Raw genomic sequence first — 408 nt, 5'->3', positions numbered from 1 at the left:
TCGTGCCGTGCTGCACACCGCGTTGCGTGCGCCGCGGGACGCGGTGGTCGAGGTGGACGGGGAGAACGTGGTCCCGGCCGTGCACGCGGTGCTGGACAAGATGGCCTCCTTCGCGCGCCGGGTGCGTTCGGGTGAGTGGACCGGGCACACCGGCAGGCGGATCCGGAACGTGGTGAACGTCGGTATCGGTGGTTCGGACCTGGGTCCGGCGATGGCCTACGAGGCGTTGCGGGCGTTCACCGACCGTGATCTGACGGTGCGGTTCGTGTCGAACGTGGACGGGGCGGATCTGCACGAGGCGGTGCGTGACCTGGATCCGGCGGAGACGCTGTTCATCGTGGCGTCGAAGACGTTCACGACGATCGAGACGATCACCAACGCGACGTCGGCCCGGTCCTGGCTGCTCCA

The 408-nt window shown here is 68.6% G+C and carries 1 protein-coding gene; it reads left to right on the top strand.

Annotated features, from left to right (window positions below):
* A partial coding sequence (locus KUM39_RS27995) for a phosphoglucose isomerase-related protein (protein WP_504740077.1) occupies positions 1–408 on the top strand: 408 nt, incomplete at both ends.

Origin of the sequence: Streptomyces corallincola (genome assembly GCF_019104725.1) — a bacterium.
Lineage (GTDB): Bacteria > Actinomycetota > Actinomycetes > Streptomycetales > Streptomycetaceae > Streptomyces > Streptomyces corallincola.
Note: the sequence above shows the minus strand (reverse complement) of the source record. Positions and strands in the feature narration are given on the sequence as shown.